The organism is Pseudomonas sp. FBCC-B35 (assembly GCF_059133755.1).
In genome coordinates, this window is the sequence record NZ_CP101439.1 from 1,740,366 (window position 1) to 1,757,631 (window position 17,266).

11 protein-coding genes, 2 tRNA genes, 3 rRNA genes and 1 pseudogene are annotated in these 17,266 nt (G+C 56.8%); 8 read left to right on the plus strand and 9 right to left on the minus strand.

The window, feature by feature from the left end; all coding sequences use genetic code 11:
- Positions 1–114: 114 nt before the first annotated feature.
- Entirely contained in the window at positions 115–1,923 is a 1,809-nt protein-coding gene (locus NMB38_RS07800) for an aminopeptidase P family protein (RefSeq protein ID WP_059184100.1), read from the plus strand.
- Positions 1,924–1,953: 30 nt separating this feature from the next.
- Here the strand turns inward: NMB38_RS07800 and NMB38_RS07805 are convergent, their stop codons facing one another.
- Entirely contained in the window at positions 1,954–2,235 is a 282-nt protein-coding gene (locus NMB38_RS07805; RefSeq protein WP_023534016.1) for a hypothetical protein, read from the minus strand.
- Between the two features lie 163 nt (positions 2,236–2,398).
- Positions 2,399–3,286 (minus strand): threonine/homoserine exporter RhtA, encoded by an 888-nt coding sequence (gene rhtA / locus NMB38_RS07810; protein WP_027915731.1) that lies wholly within the window; start codon positions 3,284–3,286, stop codon positions 2,399–2,401.
- 467 nt (positions 3,287–3,753) lie between these two features.
- Here rhtA and NMB38_RS07815 point away from each other — a divergent pair.
- The 6 genes from NMB38_RS07815 to NMB38_RS07840 all read left to right on the plus strand — a co-directional run bounded on the left by NMB38_RS07815 (position 3,754) and on the right by NMB38_RS07840 (position 9,717).
- Positions 3,754–5,290 (plus strand): 16S ribosomal RNA (locus tag NMB38_RS07815).
- An 85-nt stretch (positions 5,291–5,375) separates the two neighbouring features.
- Positions 5,376–5,452, plus strand: a tRNA-Ile gene (locus tag NMB38_RS07820).
- Between the two features lie 24 nt (positions 5,453–5,476).
- Positions 5,477–5,552 (plus strand) — tRNA-Ala (locus NMB38_RS07825).
- Between the two features lie 243 nt (positions 5,553–5,795).
- A 23S ribosomal RNA gene (locus NMB38_RS07830) occupies positions 5,796–8,687 on the plus strand.
- Positions 8,688–8,820: 133 nt separating this feature from the next.
- Positions 8,821–8,936: ribosomal RNA gene (gene rrf / locus NMB38_RS07835) — 5S ribosomal RNA — on the plus strand.
- Together the 16S, 23S and 5S rRNA genes with 2 tRNA genes alongside form the textbook arrangement of a ribosomal RNA operon.
- A gap of 226 nt (positions 8,937–9,162) precedes the next feature.
- Positions 9,163–9,717, plus strand: coding sequence for a histidine phosphatase family protein (locus NMB38_RS07840; RefSeq protein ID WP_110606834.1), 555 nt, complete (start codon positions 9,163–9,165; stop codon positions 9,715–9,717).
- On the opposite strand, the gene NMB38_RS07845 is transcribed toward NMB38_RS07840, so the two are convergent.
- The 4 genes and pseudogenes from NMB38_RS07845 to NMB38_RS07860 form a co-directional block, all read right to left on the minus strand.
- Positions 9,699–10,484, minus strand: coding sequence for a sulfite exporter TauE/SafE family protein (locus NMB38_RS07845; protein ID WP_027914574.1), 786 nt, complete (start codon positions 10,482–10,484; stop codon positions 9,699–9,701). The genes NMB38_RS07840 and NMB38_RS07845 overlap by 19 nt on opposite strands.
- 142 nt (positions 10,485–10,626) lie before the next feature.
- The gene (locus tag NMB38_RS07850) at positions 10,627–11,367 is read right to left on the minus strand and encodes a methyl-accepting chemotaxis protein (RefSeq protein WP_371259668.1); all 741 of its coding nucleotides are present in this window, start codon (positions 11,365–11,367) and stop codon (positions 10,627–10,629) included.
- A gap of 162 nt (positions 11,368–11,529) precedes the next feature.
- A pseudogene (locus tag NMB38_RS07855) lies at positions 11,530–12,513 on the minus strand (cache domain-containing protein); the annotation flags it as partial.
- A 140-nt stretch (positions 12,514–12,653) separates the two neighbouring features.
- Positions 12,654–13,532 carry a LysR family transcriptional regulator gene (locus tag NMB38_RS07860; protein WP_236165530.1) on the minus strand — a complete coding sequence of 293 codons (879 nt, stop codon included), beginning with the start codon at positions 13,530–13,532 and terminating at the stop codon, positions 12,654–12,656.
- Between the two features lie 99 nt (positions 13,533–13,631).
- Here NMB38_RS07860 and NMB38_RS07865 point away from each other — a divergent pair, with 99 nt between their 5' ends.
- Positions 13,632–14,060, plus strand: a complete 429-nt coding sequence (locus NMB38_RS07865; RefSeq protein ID WP_345956743.1) for a PACE efflux transporter — start codon at positions 13,632–13,634, stop codon at positions 14,058–14,060.
- A 37-nt stretch (positions 14,061–14,097) separates the two neighbouring features.
- Here the strand turns inward: NMB38_RS07865 and NMB38_RS07870 are convergent, their stop codons facing one another.
- From NMB38_RS07870 to NMB38_RS07880, 3 genes are read right to left on the minus strand one after another with little or no spacing between them, the layout of a single operon-like run.
- Positions 14,098–14,766 carry a GntR family transcriptional regulator gene (locus NMB38_RS07870; RefSeq protein WP_110606832.1) on the minus strand — a complete coding sequence of 223 codons (669 nt, stop codon included), beginning with the start codon at positions 14,764–14,766 and terminating at the stop codon, positions 14,098–14,100.
- A gap of 15 nt (positions 14,767–14,781) precedes the next feature.
- Positions 14,782–15,486 carry a FadR/GntR family transcriptional regulator gene (locus NMB38_RS07875; protein ID WP_027914579.1) on the minus strand — a complete coding sequence of 235 codons (705 nt, stop codon included), beginning with the start codon at positions 15,484–15,486 and terminating at the stop codon, positions 14,782–14,784.
- 44 nt (positions 15,487–15,530) lie between these two features.
- Positions 15,531–16,841, minus strand: coding sequence for a C4-dicarboxylate transporter DctA (locus NMB38_RS07880; RefSeq protein ID WP_027914580.1), 1,311 nt, complete (start codon positions 16,839–16,841; stop codon positions 15,531–15,533).
- Positions 16,842–17,266: the final 425 nt, after the last annotated feature.

The following is a 17,266-nucleotide window of genomic DNA, read 5'->3' on the forward strand; positions in this document are numbered from 1 at the left end:
CGGCGTAGGACCTTTCCCAGAGGCGTGTAGCCCAGCAATTGCTGATTGCAGTACGCGGGTAGCTATTCCATCATCAATTGCTCAGGCATAACCGATGTCGCCACAGAAAAGGGCATGATCGTGCACACCACTCCCCAACAGACCACGGCCCAGCGTCTTGCCGCGATGCGTGCGACCATGGCCGCAGAAGAGCTTGATGCCCTGCTGGTTCCATCGGCCGACCCTCATCTTTCCGAGTATCTGCCAGGGTATTGGCAAGGTCGCCAATGGCTGTCGGGCTTCACCGGTTCGGTTGGCACCCTGATCATCACCCAGCAGTTTGCCGGGCTATGGGTCGATAGCCGCTATTGGGAGCAGGCTGAGCGAGAGCTGGCAGGTAGCGGCATCGAATTGATGAAATTGTCACCCGGGCAGCCGGGCGCGCTGGACTGGTTGGCTGAACAGGTTCAACCACAAGGTTGCGCCGGTGTGGATGGTCGTGCGATGGCCTTGGCTTCGGCGCGCCAATTGCGAGAGCGCCTTGGCCAACGAGGCGCAAGGCTGGTGACTGACCAGGATCTGCTGGGCCGCGTCTGGAGCGACCGGCCGGCGCTACCGTCCAGCCCGGTGTACTCACATCTTGCGCCATACGCGGTGGTGGGCCGTGCGCAGAAGCTGGCACGGGTGCGGCAGGCGATGCAGGCTAAAGGCGCGGACAGTCATTTCATCGCCACCTTGGATGACATTGCCTGGTTGTTCAACTTGCGCGGCAGTGATGTGTCCTACAATCCGGTGTTTCTGGCGTTTGCCCTGATCGATGCGCAGCGTGCGCAGCTTTTCATCGCCTCGGCAAAAGTCGATGACCCCCTTCGTCAGGCGCTGCGCCAGGATGGCATCGAAGTACGAGACTACAGCGAGGCCGCCCGCGCGCTTGGTCAACTGTCACCTGGAAATCGCTTGTTGGTGGACCCGGCGCGGGTGACGTGCGGATTGCTTGAGCCGCTTGCAGAAGGCGTAGTGCTCGTGGAAGGCCCGAATCCCAGCACCCTGAGCAAGGCGTGCAAGGCTGAGGGCGAGCTTGAGCATGTTCGTCGGGCGATGGAACAGGACGGCGCCGCCTTGTGTGAGTTTTTCGCCTGGTTTGAAGAAGCGCGAGGGAGCCAGGTGGTGACCGAGCTGACCGTCGATGAGCAACTCACTGCGGCGCGCGCCCGGCGGCCGGGCTTCGTCTCACTGAGTTTCTCGACCATTGCGGCGTTTAATGCCAATGGTGCGATGCCCCACTACCGGGCCACCGATCAGTCACACGCGGTGATCGAGGGCGACGGCCTGCTGCTCATCGACTCAGGCGGCCAATACCTCGGTGGGACGACGGATATCACGCGTATGGTCCCCATCGGGCAACCGAGCGATTTGCAGAAGCTCGACTGTACCCGTGTGCTCAAGGGCATGATTGCGCTGTCGCGGGCGACCTTCCCGCGTGGCGTGTTGTCGCCCATGCTTGATGCCATAGCCCGTGCGCCAATCTGGGCCGACCAGGTCGATTACGGCCACGGCACAGGCCATGGCGTGGGCTATTTCCTCAATGTTCATGAAGGGCCCCAGGTGATCGCCTATCTGGCAGCGCCCACGCCCCAGACCGCCATGCAGGAAGGCATGATCAGCTCAATCGAGCCTGGCACCTACCGCCCTGGGCAATGGGGGGTACGTATTGAAAACCTGGTAGCCGCGCGAAGCGTCGGGCGCAGTGCATTCGGTGAATTTCTCGATTTCGAGACGTTGACGCTGTGCCCCATCGATACGCGTTGTCTGTTGTTGGAGCGGCTGACTGAGCAAGAGGTTTGCTGGCTCAATACGTACCACTCCACGGTGCGAGAGCGATTGGCTCCGCTCCTGGAAGGAAAGGCGCTGGCCTGGCTGCTGTCACGTACCGTGGCGATTTAGTGGATGAGGGCAGCCATCAGGCTGCCCCGGTCATTTGCAAATGACGATCATGCTGCGGCTGGTGTAGCCGGCAGGGTTGATGCCGAATAGATAATCGCCGTCCTCTTCGTCGCTGTCGCCTGAGCGGGCGACGACGCGGTACCCGCGGGTGGTGCAGGCGCTCGCGGCCTTGCTGTAGCAGTTGTCCCATGAAGAAGACAGGCCAGAGCAATTGATATGCAGGCCTTTCTTGCCCCGTTTGACCTCGGTCTTAGCCGTGGCGGCACATCCAGCAATAGCCAAGATGGCCAGGATGAGCAAAATACGTTTCATTCCTGTCCTTAAATGCAGGACGGATCAGCTGGCTGGGTCCGTCGTTTTCGCTCGGGTTCGTCCTGAAGAGTACAGCGTCCCTATTCGACTGCGCTGGGACAGCTTAATCAGCGAGCGGTGACGCCACAACACCCACGCAGCCTCCGATGAAAGTTTTTCCCTGTCAATCGGCAACTATCGCGGGTCCTGGGCCATGGCGCATGGACAGAGTCGTGCCCACGGAGGCCGCGATGATTGCGCCGATGGCGAGCCATTGCGTAAATGACAGCACTTCGCCCAGGAACAGCAGCCCGGACAAGGCGCCGAAGGCAGGCTCGATGCTCATCAGGGTGCCGAAGGTGCGCGCGGGCATGCGCGTGAGCGCAACCATTTCCAGGCTATAGGGAAGGGCGGTAGACAATACCGCCACAGCGATCGCCATGGGGATGACCGCGGGCGTCAGCAGCAGGCTACCGGCATGCACGATGCCAATCGGTGCGATGAACAGTGCTGCGACCAGCACCCCCAGCGCTGCGCTTTGCACGCCATGTTCAGCACCAGCCCGTTGGCCGAAGACTATATAGAGTGCCCAGCACGCCCCCGCGCCGATTGCGTAGCAGGCGCCCAGTGGGTCCAGCGCCTCTCCGCCATGGCCTGCGGGCAGCAACATCAGTAGACCGAAAATGGCCAGCGCGATCCAGATGAAGTCGATCGCGCGGCGTGAGGCAAATATTGCCACTGCCAGTGGTCCGGTGAACTCGAGGGCCACCGCGATGCCAATCGGCACCGTCTGCAAGGACATATAGAAGAGGAAATTCATGCCGCCGAGCGCCAAGCCATAGATCACGACGTTGCGCAGGGTGCGAGTATTGAAGCGCGCCCGCCAAGGCCTTAAGAGTGCAATCATGATCAGGCTGGCGAAAATCAGGCGCAGTGAGGTCGTGCCTTGTGCGCCAATGAGCGGGAACATGCTTTTGGCGATTGAAGCGCCGGTCTGAATCGATGCCATGGCGATGAGCAGCAGGCCTATTGGGAATAGCACCGAAGCCAGGCTGCGAGGCGGTTTTGTCATGAGGGCGAATTACCTGAGGGTGTTTTTTGCGCACTATAGTGCGCAATGGTGAGAGAGACAGCAACAGCGCGTTAAGCGTTCCCCTGAAATGACATCCGGAGAAGATTAATGCTTGACGCTGAGAAATTAGTGTCTATAATTCGCCCCACTCCAGCGCAGTCGGGCATCAAGTTGACGCGCTGGACGACTGCAAGCCTTTGAAGTTGAACGAGTTTCTCGAAACAAACTTCAAAATAAACGCTTGACAGGCAGTGAGGAAAGCGTAGAATGCGCGCCTCGGTTGAGACGAAACACTCTTAGCCAAACGCTCTTTAACAAATCGAATCAAGCAATTCGTGTGGGTGCTTGTGAGTACGGACTGATAGTCAGAAAGATTATCAGCATCACAAGTGACCATGCGAGAAATCACATAGTCATTTGAGATTGCTGAGCCAAGTTTAGGGTTTCTTAAAAACCCAAGCAGTATTGAACTGAAGAGTTTGATCATGGCTCAGATTGAACGCTGGCGGCAGGCCTAACACATGCAAGTCGAGCGGATGACAGGAGCTTGCTCCTTGATTCAGCGGCGGACGGGTGAGTAATGCCTAGGAATCTGCCTGGTAGTGGGGGACAACGTTTCGAAAGGAACGCTAATACCGCATACGTCCTACGGGAGAAAGCAGGGGACCTTCGGGCCTTGCGCTATCAGATGAGCCTAGGTCGGATTAGCTTGTTGGTGAGGTAATGGCTCACCAAGGCGACGATCCGTAACTGGTCTGAGAGGATGATCAGTCACACTGGAACTGAGACACGGTCCAGACTCCTACGGGAGGCAGCAGTGGGGAATATTGGACAATGGGCGAAAGCCTGATCCAGCCATGCCGCGTGTGTGAAGAAGGTCTTCGGATTGTAAAGCACTTTAAGTTGGGAGGAAGGGTTGTAGATTAATACTCTGCAATTTTGACGTTACCGACAGAATAAGCACCGGCTAACTCTGTGCCAGCAGCCGCGGTAATACAGAGGGTGCAAGCGTTAATCGGAATTACTGGGCGTAAAGCGCGCGTAGGTGGTTTGTTAAGTTGGATGTGAAAGCCCCGGGCTCAACCTGGGAACTGCATCCAAAACTGGCAAGCTAGAGTACGGTAGAGGGTGGTGGAATTTCCTGTGTAGCGGTGAAATGCGTAGATATAGGAAGGAACACCAGTGGCGAAGGCGACCACCTGGACTGATACTGACACTGAGGTGCGAAAGCGTGGGGAGCAAACAGGATTAGATACCCTGGTAGTCCACGCCGTAAACGATGTCAACTAGCCGTTGGAATCCTTGAGATTTTAGTGGCGCAGCTAACGCATTAAGTTGACCGCCTGGGGAGTACGGCCGCAAGGTTAAAACTCAAATGAATTGACGGGGGCCCGCACAAGCGGTGGAGCATGTGGTTTAATTCGAAGCAACGCGAAGAACCTTACCAGGCCTTGACATGCAGAGAACTTTCCAGAGATGGATTGGTGCCTTCGGGAACTCTGACACAGGTGCTGCATGGCTGTCGTCAGCTCGTGTCGTGAGATGTTGGGTTAAGTCCCGTAACGAGCGCAACCCTTGTCCTTAGTTACCAGCACGTTATGGTGGGCACTCTAAGGAGACTGCCGGTGACAAACCGGAGGAAGGTGGGGATGACGTCAAGTCATCATGGCCCTTACGGCCTGGGCTACACACGTGCTACAATGGTCGGTACAGAGGGTTGCCAAGCCGCGAGGTGGAGCTAATCTCACAAAACCGATCGTAGTCCGGATCGCAGTCTGCAACTCGACTGCGTGAAGTCGGAATCGCTAGTAATCGCGAATCAGAATGTCGCGGTGAATACGTTCCCGGGCCTTGTACACACCGCCCGTCACACCATGGGAGTGGGTTGCACCAGAAGTAGCTAGTCTAACCTTCGGGAGGACGGTTACCACGGTGTGATTCATGACTGGGGTGAAGTCGTAACAAGGTAGCCGTAGGGGAACCTGCGGCTGGATCACCTCCTTAATCGACGACATCAGCCTGCTGATGAGCTCCCACACGAATTGCTTGATTCATTGTAAAAGACGATGCTGTAACGCGACCCTGTTATAGGTCTGTAGCTCAGTTGGTTAGAGCGCACCCCTGATAAGGGTGAGGTCGGCAGTTCAAATCTGCCCAGACCTACCATTACTTGGTTCAGCCGTAGAATACGGGGCCATAGCTCAGCTGGGAGAGCGCCTGCCTTGCACGCAGGAGGTCAGCGGTTCGATCCCGCTTGGCTCCACCAATCCTTCAGGTTTGCAGCACTGTTCAGAATACAGAAATGAACATTCCGGTGTGAATGTTGATTTCTGACTTTTGTCAGATCGTTCTTTAAAAATTCGGATATGTGATAGAAATAGACTGAAGACCAGTTTCACTGCTGGAATTCAGGCTAAGGTAAAATTTGTGAGTTTTGCTCGTAAGAGCGACGTGCGAATTTTCGGCGAATGTCGTCTTCACAGTATAACCAGATTGCTTGGGGTTATATGGTCAAGTGAAGAAGCGCATACGGTGGATGCCTTGGCAGTCAGAGGCGATGAAAGACGTGGTAGCCTGCGAAAAGCTTTGGGGAGTCGGCAAACAGACTGTGATCCAGAGATCTCTGAATGGGGGAACCCAGCCAGCACAAGCTGGTTATCTTGTACTGAATACATAGGTGCAAGAGGCGAACCAGGGGAACTGAAACATCTAAGTACCCTGAGGAAAAGAAATCAACCGAGATTCCCTTAGTAGTGGCGAGCGAACGGGGACCAGCCCTTAAGTTGATTTGAGATTAGTGGAACGCTCTGGAAAGTGCGGCCATAGTGGGTGATAGCCCCGTACACGAAAATCTCTTATCAATGAAATCGAGTAGGACGGAGCACGAGAAACTTTGTCTGAATATGGGGGGACCATCCTCCAAGGCTAAATACTACTGACTGACCGATAGTGAACCAGTACCGTGAGGGAAAGGCGAAAAGAACCCCGGAGAGGGGAGTGAAATAGAACCTGAAACCGTATGCGTACAAGCAGTGGGAGCCTACTTGTTAGGTGACTGCGTACCTTTTGTATAATGGGTCAGCGACTTATATTCAGTGGCGAGCTTAACCGAATAGGGGAGGCGTAGCGAAAGCGAGTCTTAATAGGGCGTTTAGTCGCTGGGTATAGACCCGAAACCGGGCGATCTATCCATGGGCAGGTTGAAGGTTAGGTAACACTGACTGGAGGACCGAACCGACTACCGTTGAAAAGTTAGCGGATGACCTGTGGATCGGAGTGAAAGGCTAATCAAGCTCGGAGATAGCTGGTTCTCCTCGAAAGCTATTTAGGTAGCGCCTCATGTATCACTGTAGGGGGTAGAGCACTGTTTCGGCTAGGGGGTCATCCCGACTTACCAAACCGATGCAAACTCCGAATACCTACAAGTGCCGAGCATGGGAGACACACGGCGGGTGCTAACGTCCGTCGTGAAAAGGGAAACAACCCAGACCGTCAGCTAAGGTCCCAAAGTCATGGTTAAGTGGGAAACGATGTGGGAAGGCTTAGACAGCTAGGAGGTTGGCTTAGAAGCAGCCACCCTTTAAAGAAAGCGTAATAGCTCACTAGTCGAGTCGGCCTGCGCGGAAGATGTAACGGGGCTCAAACCATGCACCGAAGCTACGGGTATCATCTTATGATGATGCGGTAGAGGAGCGTTCTGTAAGCCTGTGAAGGTGAGTTGAGAAGCTTGCTGGAGGTATCAGAAGTGCGAATGCTGACATGAGTAACGACAATGCGAGTGAAAAACTCGCACGCCGAAAGACCAAGGTTTCCTGCGCAACGTTAATCGACGCAGGGTTAGTCGGTCCCTAAGGCGAGGCTGAAAAGCGTAGTCGATGGAAAACAGGTTAATATTCCTGTACTTCCAGTTATTGCGATGGAGGGACGGAGAAGGTTAGGCCAGCCTGGCGTTGGTTGTCCAGGTTTAAGGTGGTAGGCTGAAATCTTAGGCAAATCCGGGATTTCAAGGCCGAGAGCTGATGACGAGTTGCCTTTAGGCGATGAAGTGGTTGATACCATGCTTCCAAGAAAAGCTCCTAAGCTTCAGATAACTGGGAACCGTACCCCAAACCGACACAGGTGGTTAGGTAGAGAATACCAAGGCGCTTGAGAGAACTCGGGTGAAGGAACTAGGCAAAATGGCACCGTAACTTCGGGAGAAGGTGCGCCGGCGAAGGTGAAGGGCTTGCCCCGTAAGCTTTTGCTGGTCGAAGATACCAGGCCGCTGCGACTGTTTATTAAAAACACAGCACTCTGCAAACACGAAAGTGGACGTATAGGGTGTGACGCCTGCCCGGTGCCGGAAGGTTAATTGATGGGGTTAGCGCAAGCGAAGCTCTTGATCGAAGCCCCGGTAAACGGCGGCCGTAACTATAACGGTCCTAAGGTAGCGAAATTCCTTGTCGGGTAAGTTCCGACCTGCACGAATGGCGTAACGATGGCGGCGCTGTCTCCACCCGAGACTCAGTGAAATTGAAATCGCTGTGAAGATGCAGTGTATCCGCGGCTAGACGGAAAGACCCCGTGAACCTTTACTATAGCTTTGCACTGGACTTTGAATTTGCTTGTGTAGGATAGGTGGGAGGCTTTGAAGTGGGGACGCCAGTTCTCATGGAGCCATCCTTGAAATACCACCCTGGCAACTTTGAGGTTCTAACTCAGGTCCGTTATCCGGATCGAGGACAGTGTATGGTGGGTAGTTTGACTGGGGCGGTCTCCTCCCAAAGAGTAACGGAGGAGTACGAAGGTGCGCTCAGACCGGTCGGAAATCGGTCGTAGAGTATAAAGGCAAAAGCGCGCTTGACTGCGAGACACACACGTCGAGCAGGTACGAAAGTAGGTCTTAGTGATCCGGTGGTTCTGTATGGAAGGGCCATCGCTCAACGGATAAAAGGTACTCCGGGGATAACAGGCTGATACCGCCCAAGAGTTCATATCGACGGCGGTGTTTGGCACCTCGATGTCGGCTCATCACATCCTGGGGCTGAAGCCGGTCCCAAGGGTATGGCTGTTCGCCATTTAAAGTGGTACGCGAGCTGGGTTTAGAACGTCGTGAGACAGTTCGGTCCCTATCTGCCGTGGACGTTTGAGATTTGAGAGGGGCTGCTCCTAGTACGAGAGGACCGGAGTGGACGAACCTCTGGTGTTCCGGTTGTCACGCCAGTGGCATTGCCGGGTAGCTATGTTCGGAAGAGATAACCGCTGAAAGCATCTAAGCGGGAAACTTGCCTCAAGATGAGATCTCACTGGGATCTTGAATCCCCTAAAGGGCCGTCGAAGACTACGACGTTGATAGGTTGGGTGTGTAAGCGCTGTGAGGCGTTGAGCTAACCAATACTAATTGCCCGTGAGGCTTGACCATATAACACCCAAGCAATTTGCTTCTGCAGATTGCGGTGGTGAAGATGACATGAACCGAAAGTTCGCAACGCATCACAACATCACATATCCGAATTCGCTGGGCTGTCCAACAGGACATTCTGGCTACAGAATTTCTTGACGACCATAGAGCATTGGAACCACCTGATCCCATCCCGAACTCAGTAGTGAAACGATGCATCGCCGATGGTAGTGTGGGGTTTCCCCATGTGAGAGTAGGTCATCGTCAAGATTCATTTCGCAAAACCCCTATCTGCGCATGCAGATAGGGGTTTTGTCTTTGGGCTGTGAAAAATCTCAATGCTGTGTACTCATATGACCGTGCTCAGGACGTTTGACGACAATAAATGCCTTAGGCCAATGAATCACCTTGTGCACGCTAAGCCGATCCTGACGAGGTCATTAGAACAGTCGCCTTCCCTGTTAACCTGTTCATTCCTACACCCGAGGCCTACAAGGTGAAAGCCACTCGCCTTACCCTGATCTGCCATGGATTAACGCTGGCCCAAAAGCGCGGATGTTTCCCTGAGCCGGCAGACTCACTGGTGTCCATACCCCACCGCAGCGTACCGCACGGCGGATCTCAGATCCTCACAGCGCCGGAACAACGCGCTCAGCAAACCGCCCTGGCCTGGGGTGATGCAAAGATTGCGTCAGGATTGGCGGATTGCGACATGGGGCGATGGCAAGGGCTGCCATTGAAGCGCCTACAAGCCGAGCAGCCGTCGGCCTTGGCCGACTGGCTGGAGAACCCCGCGAGCGAGGTACATGGAGGGGAGTCCTTTCAGACGCTTTGCCAACGCATGAGCGCTTGGCTAGGAGATTTTGATTGGCCGGGTGAATGGTCCGCGGTCACTCACCCAATGGTCATGCGTGCAGTATTGGTACAGGTGCTGGGCTGCCCAATGACGGCAGGACAACGTATCGATGTCCTGCCGTTGTCACGCATCGAGTTAAGCTTCAGCGGGCAGTGGCGGTTGCGGATCAACTGCCCTCAGAACGCCAGCTTATAGCCAATCAACAGCAGCATCGTAGCGAGGCATGGGCGCAGCACTCGGTCCGATATGCGCCCAGTCAGATGGCTACCCAGGTAGATACCTGGCAGTGAACCCAGCAGCAGGTAGCCGAGCAATGACCAGTCCATGTTACCCATGCCCGCATGACCCAGCCCAGCCACCAGCGTGAGCGGGACGGCGTGGGCTATCTCGGTACCCACCAAGCGTCGTGTGATCAGAGAAGGGTAGAGCAGGAAGAGCGCGACGGTGCCCAGGGCGCCAGCCCCGATGGAAGTGAGCGTTACCATGACACCCAACACCACCCCGGTCAGAACAGTCAGAGTATTGAGGCTACGATCGCTCAGATGGTAATGGTCACCGGCATGGCGGCTGGCGAATGCCTGCAGACGCGATTTGAACAAGATAGCCAAGGCTGTGAGGATCAATACAACGGCCAGGCCCTGCTTGATAATCGCATTTACCGCCGTGGTGTCGGTGTGAAGCGTACTGAGGAACCACAACGTCAGTGCAGCGGCGGGAACGCTGCCGAGGCTCAGTAGCCCCGTGATCTTCCAGTCGATGTTCTTGTTGCGCGCATGCACCCACACGCCGCTGGCCTTGGTGATCGCCGCATAGAGTAGGTCGGTGCCTACTGCCGTTGCCGGGTTAATCCCGAACCACAGCAGGATTGGCGTCATGAGCGAGCCACCGCCTACACCCGTCATGCCAACAATGAAGCCTACGACCAATCCTGCAATGGTAAAACCGAAAGAACCTACATCCATACGCTACTCGACTGCCCAGCTTTGCCCGTTATCGGATGCAGCCAGCATATAGATTTTTTTATAGCTAAATAGACTTGTTCGTTATTAGGTTATAACTGGGGCAACCCTGCTTAAGGAGCTGCCCCCGATACGACCCTGATCGTCAGATTCGGAAGCTACCCACCAGTTGCTTCAATCGGCCGGCTTGCTGGGCCAATTGATCGCAATGGCGCAGCGTTTCATTGAGGTTTTCCACGCCCTGCTGATTCAAGGCATTGATCTGGGTGATATCCAGGTTGAGGCTTTCCACTACGGCAGTCTGTTCTTCGGTGGCAGTGGCCACTGACTGATTCATGCCGTCGATTTCGCCGATGCGCTGAGTGACGCTGGCAAGGCGCTCACCTGCCTGGTTGGCTACCTGGACGGTTTGCTCACTGGAAACCTGGCTGGTATTCATCGTATGCACCGCCTCGCGTGAGCCTACCTGCAGGCCAGTGATCATTCGATGAATTTCCTCGGCCGATTCCTGCGTACGGTGGGCAAGGTTTCGCACTTCATCGGCCACAACGGCAAAGCCACGGCCGGCCTCGCCTGCACGAGCGGCTTCGATGGCCGCGTTCAAGGCCAACAAGTTGGTTTGCTGAGAAATACCCTTGATCACATCAAGGATCTTGCCGATTTCATCGGTGCTGGCGTTCAGGGTTTCGATTTGTGCGCACGATTCGCTGATGCGTTGCGACAGCGAGGTCATGGCGCTGATCGCTTCCTCCACCACGGCACGGCCATCGTGGGCCTGCTCACTGGCGCCGCTCGCATGCTGCGATGCATCAGCTGCGTTACGCGCGATTTCCTGGGTCGCGGCACCCAGTTCATTGATCGCTGCCGCCACGCTGTTGGTGCGCATGCTTTGTTCTTCAGAGCCGTTGATGGACGCATTGGAAGCGCTGACGACTTTTTCAGACAGGTCGTGGACCAGTCGTGTGGCCGACGACACCTCGCTGATGGAGGCATGGATACGCTCGACAAAGCGGTTGAAGGAGGTGGCCAACTCGCCGAACTCATCCTGATGCTGCACCGCCAGCCGGCGGGTCAGGTCACCTTCGCCTTCGGCGATGTCACGCATGGCGCGACCCATGGTGGTCAAGGGGCGCATCAGCACAGGAATCAGCAAGCCAAGCAGGCCTGCGATAGCAGCGACCGCGATGAGCATGGCAATCAGCGCCGAAGTACGGAACTGGCTCAGGGCTACATAAGCCTTGTCCTTGTCGATCGAAAGACCGATGTACCACTTGGCCGAGGGCAGGCCCGCTACTGGCGCAAACGAAATCAAACGTTCCTGGCCATTGAGCACGACGTCCTGCATACCCGGTGCCACGCGCAGATTGGCGCCAGGGTAGATGTCCTTCAGGTTTTTCATGACCTGGTCTTTGTCGGGGCTGACGATCACCTGGCCGTCGCTGTCGGTAAGAAACGCGTGGCCTATGCCGCCAAAGTCGACACTGTTGATGATTTCGACCAGCGTATCGAGGCTGACGTCGCCGCCCACCACGCCCAATAGCTCGCCATTGGACCGACTTTTGACCGGGATGGCTACCGTCACCACCAAGCCACCCACGGCCGCTTGATAGGGTGGGGTCAGCAGGGTCTGGCCGGCATTGGCAGCTGCGCTGTACCAAGGGCGTTTACGTGGATCGTAGTCGGCAGGCATTTGCGCATCCGGGCGCTGCGTGAACACCCCGTTGGCCTGGCCCATGTAGGTGAACAGGAAGTTGCGTGTATAGGAAGGCTGATCCACCAAGCCTGCGAGGGTTTCCCCCGTTCCAAGCTGGGCAATGTCTTGCGCAAGGTTTTCCAGCACGAGAATGCGCCCGCTCATCCAGTTCTGCACGCTGCTGGCGGTCAATGCGCCGGATTGTTCGACCGAAGCCTCGATGTTCTGCCGGATCGTATTGCGTTGCAGGTAATCGTTGTACAGCGTGAACAAGGCGAATGCCAATACTACTACGCCGCTGGCGCTGAGCAGAATCTTGTGGCGAAATTTCAGGTTCATGTTTCGAGACCTTGAGCCATTAACGGGAGGGCGCAGCGCGGGTGTGGTGCGCTATCAGCCCTGTCGAAAGGGGTATCGGCGTGGCGGATAAAAGGTTGATACGCCTACGGAAATTTCTCACAGCTTTCGACAAGCGGCGATCACCTCAAGGCCAGCCGCTCGACCAGCATCCTTGCAGCTTTCAGCAACGGTTGCTGCTTGCGCCAGAATACATGCACCGGGAGTTGCAGCTCATTGCGCGTGTTATGGAAGGTCAGACGTTGCAGGCGGCCCGCGTCCAGTAGAGGCGCGACCCTGGACAGCGGCAGATCACCCCAACCCAGGCCCGCCTCGACCATCTGCAGGGCGATATCGAAGCTGTCAGTCGTCCAATGCGTGGCACCAATGACCATGCGCGGATCGCTCAATGGCAGGTCGCGGCTGCGTACCAGGATCTGCCGCACGGCTGTAAGGTCTTCGAGGTTCTGGATTGCACCAGGCCGTGCGGCCGGGTGATGGGGAGCGAGGGTCGCCACCAGAGACTCGACACCCATTAGCTGAAACCCGCGCTGCGGGTCAACTTGAAGCCCTGCAAATGCCACGCACAGGTCTGCCCGACCACTGTCCAGCAAACCCAACGCTTGTTCTTGCGGCGCACTCAATATCGCTATTTCCAGCAATGGATAACGTTCGCCGACCTCGGCAATGGCAGCTATCAAGGGCCGCTGGTCAACATCTGGAACAACCGCCAACGTGAGGTTGCTCTCCAGGCCTTGGGAAAGCTCTACAGCATGGACTTGCAGCAAACCCAACTGCTCGGCAATCAACCTCGCATGGGGCTCAAGTGCCAGGGCCTGGGCTGTGGGGCGAACCTCGCGAGATCCGCGCTGGAACAGGTCATAACCCAGCTCGGCCTCCAGGTTGCCAATTGCCATGCTGATTGCCGAGGGCACGCGCTGCAGGCTGCGCGCGGCAGCAGAAAACGAGCCTCTGTCCAGTACGGTGAGAAAGACCTGGATGGTTTCACTGTTAAATGACATACGCTTCTCCTGTCAGTCAGACTGAAAGCTGCTAACTTTTGCTGTCAGATCTAATGACTCACTATACCCGGCCCACGCTATTTGAATGAGGTCGATGCAGTGCAGGGTTTGAAGCGCAAACTGGTTTATGTAACGTTCTATGAGTTGATTGGGTTGTGCATGTCCACCTTGGGCTTGGCCTACCTGTCCGATACCCAGGCCTCTCACACGGGTCCGCTCGCGGTGATGATCACGACCATCGCCATGATCTGGAACCTGATCTACAACGCGTTGTTTGAGTATTGGGAAAGCCGGCAAGCCACACGAGGGCGCAGCGTGGCTAGGCGCGTAGTGCACGCAGTAGGGTTTCAGCTGACCCTCGTGATCTACCTGATTCCGCTGATCGCGTGGTGGTTGGACATGAGTCTGGTCGATGCACTGTTGGTGGACATGGCATTCATCGTGCTGGTGCCTTGCTACACCTTCGTCTACAACTGGGCCTTCGACAAACTATTCGGCCTGCCCAGTTCGGCAATGGCTGCAACGTGAGGCGCCGCTGTCAGTCGGCCTTGACGACCAACCCGGCTCAGTCCAGTCGGAGCTTGGTTTCAAGCCGGTCAAGATGCTCGTTCATCAGGGTGAGGGCTGCCTGTGCATCGCCTCGCTCGAGCGCGTCGATCAGCGCTGTATGTTCTTGCCAGGCGCAATGGTCACAGCACGGTGACTCGTAGCGCGCGATGATAAGGGACGTCATGGGCACCAACCCATTGAGAAAGCGCGACAACGGTTCATTGGCAGCCATCTGGGCCAGTTTCAGATGAAACTCCCCACCCAGACGTATAGCGGCGCAGCGTTCGCCTTTTTCATGGTGCATGCGTTCACGCTCGACCAATTGGCGTAGCTGCTTGAGTTGCCCGGGACGGGCGCGCTCGGCGGCCAGGGTAATCAGCGTGGTCTCGGCAAGCCGCCGCGCGCTCAGTACCTGGCGCGCCTGATTAGGATCGGGCGCAGCCAAGTGAGCCGTGTGGCTTGGACGTTGCACCACTACCCGCTGGTCGCTCAAGCGGCCCAACACCCGGCGGATGACCGTGCGGCTCACGCCGAATGCCTGGCCCAGCGCTTGCTCTGGCAGCAAGGTGCCAGGCGGCAGGCGCTGCTCCAGAATGGCATCGAACAACCGTGGGTAGATCTGTTCAGCAGAAAGTCGGGTCTCACCGGCTGCAAGCAGATCGGGCAGGCGATGTGTACCATTCATGGTCGCTCTCCTGGATTATGGGTGCCGATGTTCGTCAGGAACATTGAGCGCAATGCCCATGCGCGAACCCTCGGCAAGAATGTGTTGGCGCATCTGGGCGCTGGCTTGTGTGCTGTTGCGCTCACGGATCGCGCGCACCACGGCTTCATTTTCCTTGAGCCGGGCAGCCAGGTGCTCGGGCGAATTGCGCAGCATGTCGGCGCTTTGTTTCAGGGCATTTCCCGTTTGCTCCACTACGCTCTGGAAGATCGGGTTGGTGGTCAGGGCAAACAGCGCCTGGTGGAAGGCAATGTAGGCGTTCATGCCTGCTTCGCTGTCATCGGCCTCCAAGGCTTCACGCATATCCATCAGGGTCAGCCGTAGCTGGCCGATGTCCTGGCTGTTGGCCGACTGAGCCACCAGTCCCACGATGAAGGGTTCGAGGGTGTAACGCAGCTCCAGCACATCGGCGAGGCTGGCCTGTGCACTGCTAGTGGGCGCCGAAGCCGAGGCAGTTGGCTCGGCATCCAGCACCAGTACACCTTTGCCAGGCAAAGCGCGCACCAGCCCAAGGGTCTCGAGCACGATGACCGCCTCACGCAGGCTCGGGCGGCTGATGCCCAGTTGTTCGGCCAGTTCTCGCTGGCCTGGGAGCATGTCGCCACTGCGCCATTGGCCACGGGCGAGGGCTTGACGCAGCTTTTCCACCACAGCGTTGACGACGGTTGATGAGCTGATCACGTTTCGCTCCTTCAGGGGCCGGCATGCGAGCCGGCCCTTTTCTTTCAGAATTCCTGTTGGTGGGCTGCAGGCTGCTTACGCGGGTTGTGCGCAAAACCAGGCTTGCCGTCGAGCACATTCTGAGCGCGCTCCAGGTCGATGTCTTTTTCCCAGCGGGCGATGGCCACGGTGGCAACGCAATTTCCGATCAGGTTGGTCAGTGCGCGCCCGATCCCCATGAACCAATCCACGGCCAGTACCAACACCAGGCCCACCACCGGGATCGCAGGGACTGCCGTCAGTGTCGCGGCAAGGATCACCAGCGCCGATCCGGGAATCCCATGCGCGCCCTTGGACGTCACCAGTGAAACCAGCAGGATCGTCAGCAGGTCGGTCATCGCCAGGGGCGTACCGGTCGCGTTGGCGATGAAGACGATGGCCAAGGTCAGGTAGATGGAGAAACCATCAAGGTTAAAGGAATAACCGGTGGGAATCACCAGCCCGACCGTCGAGCTGCCGATGCCCAGGTGTTCGAGCTTGCGCATGATTTGCGGGAGCACGGCATCGGAAGAAGCCGTACCCAGAACGATGGTCAGCTCTTCGCGCAAATACTTGATCAGGGGCAGCAGTTTCAGCCCCGACAAGCGCATGACGGTACCCAGCACGATCAGCACGAACCCTGCACACGTCAGGTAGAACAGCGCCACCAAGCCGCCCAGATGCTGCAGCGACTCCAGGCCGTACTTGCTGGTGGTGAAAGCGATGGCGCCGAACACGCCAATGGGCGCCAGGCGCACGATCATGCCCATGATGCGGAAGATCACATGGCTGAGCTCGTTGATCAGCCGTGAAATGCCCGCAGCCGAGTCGCCGACCAGGTTGAGCGCGCTGCCGAACAGTACCGAGAACAACAGTACCTGCAGGATATTGTTGTCGGCGAAGGCGCCTATCACCGAGGTGGGGATCAGGTCCATGAAGAATGCTGTGGCGCCATGGATGTGCTGACCACGTTCGGCCAGGCTGCTGGCGTCAGCGCCGGACAACTGGTCGAGGTGGATATTGGCGCCGCTACCGATACCACTGGTGAATGCGAACACCAGGCCAATGATCAGGGCCAGCGTGGTAAGCACTTCGAAGTAGATGACCGATTTGAGGCCGATGCGACCGACCTTCTTTAGGTCACCGGCACCGGAAATGCCGCTGACCACTACGCAAAAGACGATCAGGCCGATCAACATCTTGATCAGCTTGATGAAACCATCGCCAAGGGGTTTGAGCTGCAAGGAAAGGTCGGGGAAACTCAGGCCGCAAGCAACGCCAAGGGCCAGCCCCAGCACGACTTGAAGGAAGATCGAACGCGAGCACCATTTGAGCATGGGAGTGATCTCAGGTCGGTGTCCTTGCTTCGTTGGCCGCACGGGGCGAATGAGCGCAGGACTTAATTATTGTGGTCTTACCGGTTTGTTCAGCGCCTGGCCATAAAACGCCTAATCGCGGAGCAATGCAAGCAGTTTTGGCCTTACCGGTCTGACCAGTCATGGTGCGCGTAGGCTCTTTATGCTCTATCAATGTGCAGTGAGCGCAAGATCACCAATCCAAGAACCCAGAGCCTAGGCGGCGGGATATAGGCAGCAATAAGCTTGCCAGTGGAGCGCAGCGTTAAGCGCGAGGGACCATGGGATACAGGCCGCGGGTGGCCTAAAGGCCCGAGCGGGCTCAGCATGTATAGCGCAGACGTGTTTCTTGCAAGCCCAATGCGGTAATGAGTTGCTAGATCATTCTGTGCAGTGGGAATTGCCGC

Bases quoted from the DNA above. Each gene is read 5' to 3' on its own strand.
- NMB38_RS07800 (WP_059184100.1), top strand. From the start codon at position 115: ATGATCGTGCACACCACTCCCCAACAGACCACGGCCCAGCGTCTTGCC.
- NMB38_RS07805 (WP_023534016.1), bottom strand. From the start codon at position 2,235: ATGAAACGTATTTTGCTCATCCTGGCCATCTTGGCTATTGCTGGATGT.
- rhtA (WP_027915731.1), bottom strand. From the start codon at position 3,286: ATGACAAAACCGCCTCGCAGCCTGGCTTCGGTGCTATTCCCAATAGGC.
- NMB38_RS07845 (WP_027914574.1), bottom strand. From the start codon at position 10,484: ATGGATGTAGGTTCTTTCGGTTTTACCATTGCAGGATTGGTCGTAGGC.
- NMB38_RS07850 (WP_371259668.1), bottom strand. From the start codon at position 11,367: ATGCGCACCAACAGCGTGGCGGCAGCGATCAATGAACTGGGTGCCGCG.
- NMB38_RS07860 (WP_236165530.1), bottom strand. From the start codon at position 13,532: ATGTCATTTAACAGTGAAACCATCCAGGTCTTTCTCACCGTACTGGAC.
- NMB38_RS07870 (WP_110606832.1), bottom strand. From the start codon at position 14,766: ATGAATGGTACACATCGCCTGCCCGATCTGCTTGCAGCCGGTGAGACC.
- NMB38_RS07880 (WP_027914580.1), bottom strand. From the start codon at position 16,841: ATGCTCAAATGGTGCTCGCGTTCGATCTTCCTTCAAGTCGTGCTGGGG.